The organism is Rhodoferax sp. UBA5149 (assembly GCF_002413825.1).
GTDB lineage: Bacteria > Pseudomonadota > Gammaproteobacteria > Burkholderiales > Burkholderiaceae_C > Rhodoferax.
This window is the reverse complement of record NZ_DHXT01000004.1, coordinates 1-4,104: the sequence shown is the minus strand read 5'-3', so window position 1 is coordinate 4,104 and position 4,104 is coordinate 1. Positions and strand designations below refer to the sequence as shown.

At 60.3% G+C, this 4,104-nt stretch carries 2 protein-coding genes and 1 pseudogene; all 3 read right to left on the bottom strand.

What is annotated here, in order from left to right; translation table 11 throughout:
- Positions 1–461, bottom strand: a pseudogene (locus B3V69_RS00165) (methyl-accepting chemotaxis protein); the annotation flags it as partial.
- Between the two features lie 205 nt (positions 462–666).
- Complete coding sequence (locus tag B3V69_RS00160; protein ID WP_296442663.1) at positions 667–3,444, bottom strand: sensor domain-containing protein; 2,778 nt, start codon at positions 3,442–3,444, stop codon at positions 667–669.
- A complete protein-coding gene (locus B3V69_RS00155; protein WP_296442661.1) occupies positions 3,437–3,829 on the bottom strand; it encodes a response regulator in 393 nt (130 codons plus the stop codon). The genes B3V69_RS00160 and B3V69_RS00155 overlap by 8 nt, the downstream gene beginning before the upstream one ends.
- Between the last annotated feature and the right edge of the window lie 275 nt (positions 3,830–4,104).

The window sequence follows — 4,104 nt, the reverse complement described above, 5'->3', positions numbered from 1 at the left end:
TCCACCACCATCGCCACCGAGGCAATCTGGCGTTGCCCGGCCACGGCGACGTTGGTAATGAGGTTGGCGACGTCCGCAGAGGTTTTGGCAACCAGGGTCTGAGCGCCCTCCATTTTGGTCTGGCTGATGTCCGCATTGCGCAACTGGAGGGCGATGGCGCCGATGACCTGCGTGAAGGCTGTCATTGATTCCTGCGCCGCGCCGGAGGCCACTTCGGCGCCGGAGGCGATCAGGTCGGCAGCGCGCTTTAATTGCTCCGCGGCGGAGGCCGCCTGGTTGATGCCGGAAGACAACTGCCCGGTGGCGGCGGCGATGCGCTCCGCCGCCTGCTGTTGCTTGCCGAGCGTGCGCGCCCTCTTGCGCTGGGCCTCTGCGTCGCGAGTGGATGCGGTGGATGACTTACCATCTTCAGAAGTAGTGGCACGGGCTACGGGGGATAATTTCTTGACTAGGGCCATCATGAGCTCCATTTAANNCGCGCCCTCTTGCGCTGCACCTCTGCGTCGCGAGCGGACGCGCCGGTAGGTTTGCCGCTTTCATTTTCAGACGGGGTGGCGACTTTAGCAGTGAATTTCTTGATGAGAGCCATGGAGTTTTTCCTTTGGTTGATGAACGGTGAGGGGGATGGGAACAATCAAGGTGCTTCGCGGCAACCGAGAACTTGGGCTACTGAAGCGACATGAGCGAGCCCGCGCTATCGGGCTCATCGTGGAGCAGCAGGTGGCGATGCGGCAGGCGCAGCAGATGGGGCGGTAACTGCCGGCCTTCGTTGAAGAGATCTTCGATGGCCTGGGCGGAAACGGGTTTGGAGAAGAAGTAGCCCTGAATTTCGTCACACATATGAGTGCGCAAGATCTCGCACTGGGCTTCGGTTTCGACGCCCTCGGCGGTGACCTTCAGACCCAGGCCATGCGCCATGGAGACGATCACTTTCACGAGCACGTTGTCGCTCTGGCTGGTGGTGATGTCGTGCACAAAGGACTGGTCGATCTTGATCTTGTCAAAGGGGAAACGCTTGAGGTAACTCAGCGATGAGTAACCCGTGCCAAAGTCGTCCAGCGAGAGCTGGATGCCAAGGTCTTTGAGCTCTTTGAGCATGGCCTCGCTGCGTTGCACATCGTCCATCAGCGCACCCTCGGTCACTTCGATGCAAATCAGCTTGGGATCGACCTGGTGCAAGGAGAAGATATTTTTCACTTGCGCAATCAAATCGAGATCGTGAAATTGCAGGGGCGAGACGTTGATGGCCACGCGCGGGACGTGGAGCCCCTGGTCCTGCCAGGTGCGAATGTTGCGGCAGACGCGACGGAAAACCCATTCGCCAATGCCCTTGATCAAGCCCGACTCTTCGGCCAATGGAATGAACTGCGCCGGGGAGACGGCACCCAACTCGGGATGCTGCCAGCGCAGCAGCGCCTCCAGGCCGCTGATCTGCCCGGTCTGCAAATCCACCAGCGGCTGGTAGACCAGGTGCAGCTGTTCGAGTGCGGCCGCATTGCGCAAGGCCTGGCTCATGAGGTTGCGCGTGCGCACCTGTTGGTACATGTCTGCGCTGTAGAACTCGAAGGTGTCACGCCCATTGAGCTGCACCCGGTGCATGGCAATTTCCACGGCCTTGAACAGTGAGTCAAAGTCACATCCGTTGTCGGGGTAACTGGCGATGCCGATGGAAACGGTGACACTGAGCTCGTGACCCGCCAGTTGGAAGGGCTGTGCCAGTTTCCTCAGCAGTTCAGTGGCCAGGTGCACGGCGCCGCCGGCCGCGGTGCCGGGCAGCACCAGGACGAAGTCCTTGCCCTCCAGGCGTGCCACGGTGTCCTGGTTGCGCACCAGGTCACTGAGCCGTCTGGCCATGGCCACCAGCAGTTCATCGCGGACCTGGTAGCCCAGCGTGTCGGTGATTCTTTTGAAATGGTCAATGCCCAACAGCATCATCGTCAGGGGTTCGCTGGCGCGCTGCACCATGCTGATGGAGTGCCCAGTGCGGTCCTGCAGCAGTGCACGGTTGGGCAGGCCGGTGAGCGCATCAAAATGGGCCAGCAACTGAATGCGGTTTTCGGCAGCCTTGGCAGCGCTCAGGTCGCTAAAGTTGCTGAGGTAGTGCGTGATCTGCTCATGCTGGTCGCGAACCGCCGTGATCGCCATCCACTGGGGGTACTCCGTGCCGTCCTTGCGGCGATCCCATATTTCGCCGGCCCAGTGGTTGGTGGTGTTGACCTCATCCCACAAGGCAGCGTAGAACTCAGGGCAGTGCCGCCCAGAGGCCAGGACGCGCAGATTCTGGCCCAGAACCTCGGCCTCGGTGTAGCCGGTGATGGCGCTGAAAGCCTTGTTCACCATGATGATGTTGCAGTAGGCATCTGTCATGGCGATACCTTCGCGGCTTTGCAGGAACGCGGCCGCTGCCAGGCTGAGCTTGGCTTCTCTTGCTTTTTGATCGGTGAGGTCGGTGATGCTGCCGTAGACGCGCATCGCCCGTCCGTTGGCATTGCGATGAATGTAGCCACGCGAGAGCACCGGGACGTAGTGACCTTCCTTGTGCCGCAGGCGCAGCTGCATGCTGTAGCGTTCCTGATCGCCAGCGCGCAAGCGCTCGATCTCCTGTTGGACGAACGCCAGGTCATCGGCATGGATGATTTCTGCCCAGAAATCGGAACGGGACTGCCCATCTTGCCCCTCGTAGCCGAGCATCTGGTACCAGCTCAGAGAGCGTTCGACCTGGTCGTCGTCGAGGTTCCAGGCCCAAATGCCATCGTCGGAGCTCTTGAGAACCTGCTTGAATTGTTCTTGCGACTTCTTCAGCGCCAGCTCCGCCTCTTTGCGGTCGGTGACGTCGCGCTGCACGCCGAAATACTCAAGCAACACGCCCTCTTCGTCAAAAAGGGGGGTGATCGAGAGTTCATTCCAGAACGCTGTGCCGTCCTTGCGGTAGGTCAGGATTTCGCCGTGAAACGGTTTGTGAGCTTTCACGGCCGCGCGTATCAGTTCGACCGTGGCGGCGTTGGGGCCGGGGCCCTGGAGCCTCTTGCCGCAAGGCCTGCCTAGCAGTTCCTCGCGGCTATAGCCGGTCATGCGCGAGTAGGCTTCGTTGACGTAGACCAGCTCGCACTTGAGGTTGGCCAGCGTGACGCCTTCTTGCAGCGTGTCCAGGGTGCGAGCGCGCATGTTGGCGGTGCGCTGCATAAACTTGTTCGCCGCGCGGCGGCTGCGGCTGGCGATGAAGTAGGCCAAAGCCATGCCGGCGAATGCCAATACCAGCAGCCCGCGCCCAAGACCGAACAACGGTGTTGGCATGGGGTCTGATGCAAAGAAGCCTATGCCCCAGCCTGCACCGAGCAAGACCTGCGCCGCAAGGAACAGCAGCACGACAGAGAGAACCTGGCTCTCCAGTCGAAAGGCGGCGCCAAAACAATGCGTCAAATTCTTGGCGATACCTTTAGACATTTTGGAATGGCTCCAGTTTTGTCAAGAACAGGCGTTCGATGATCGGTGGCAAGTCGACGACGAAGTCGGTCTTGCCGACAAAACCCGCCGCGCCAAGCTCCTGCGCGGCAGCCCGGTAGTCCACGCTGTCGTGCATGGATAGAAATACGACGTGTGGCGGTTGCGGCCACGACCGCATGTGGCGTGCGACCTCCAGGCCGTTCAGCTCGGGCATGCTGATGTCGAGTAACACCAGGTCTGGCGCCAATTGCCCGGCCTTGCTCAATGCCTCGCGGCCGTCATGCGCCTGTCCAACGACCTCTGTGCCCGGCAACATGTCGAGGAATTTGCGCACCGCGGTAACAAAGGTCTGGCTGTCGTCGGCCAGCAGAATCTTGATCGTCATGGCTTATCCAGGCTGGCTGCAGGACGTGACAATGGACAGCGCGCTGTGGCGCTGAAGCGGTGGTGTTCGCTGGTTTGGCTCATGAGCCATGACTCTAGGAGGTTCTGGCCTCCAGAAAAATCAGGCCGATACCTGAAGCTGGCGGGAAAAACACCTGACAGAGTGCAGCGATCCGGGCTTTGCCTTACCGGCGCAGGATAAGAAGATGAACCTGGAGGCGCAGCTCAAGTGTTAGGACTCGCGCAAAAAGAACACCTGACTATCAAGCATGCTCA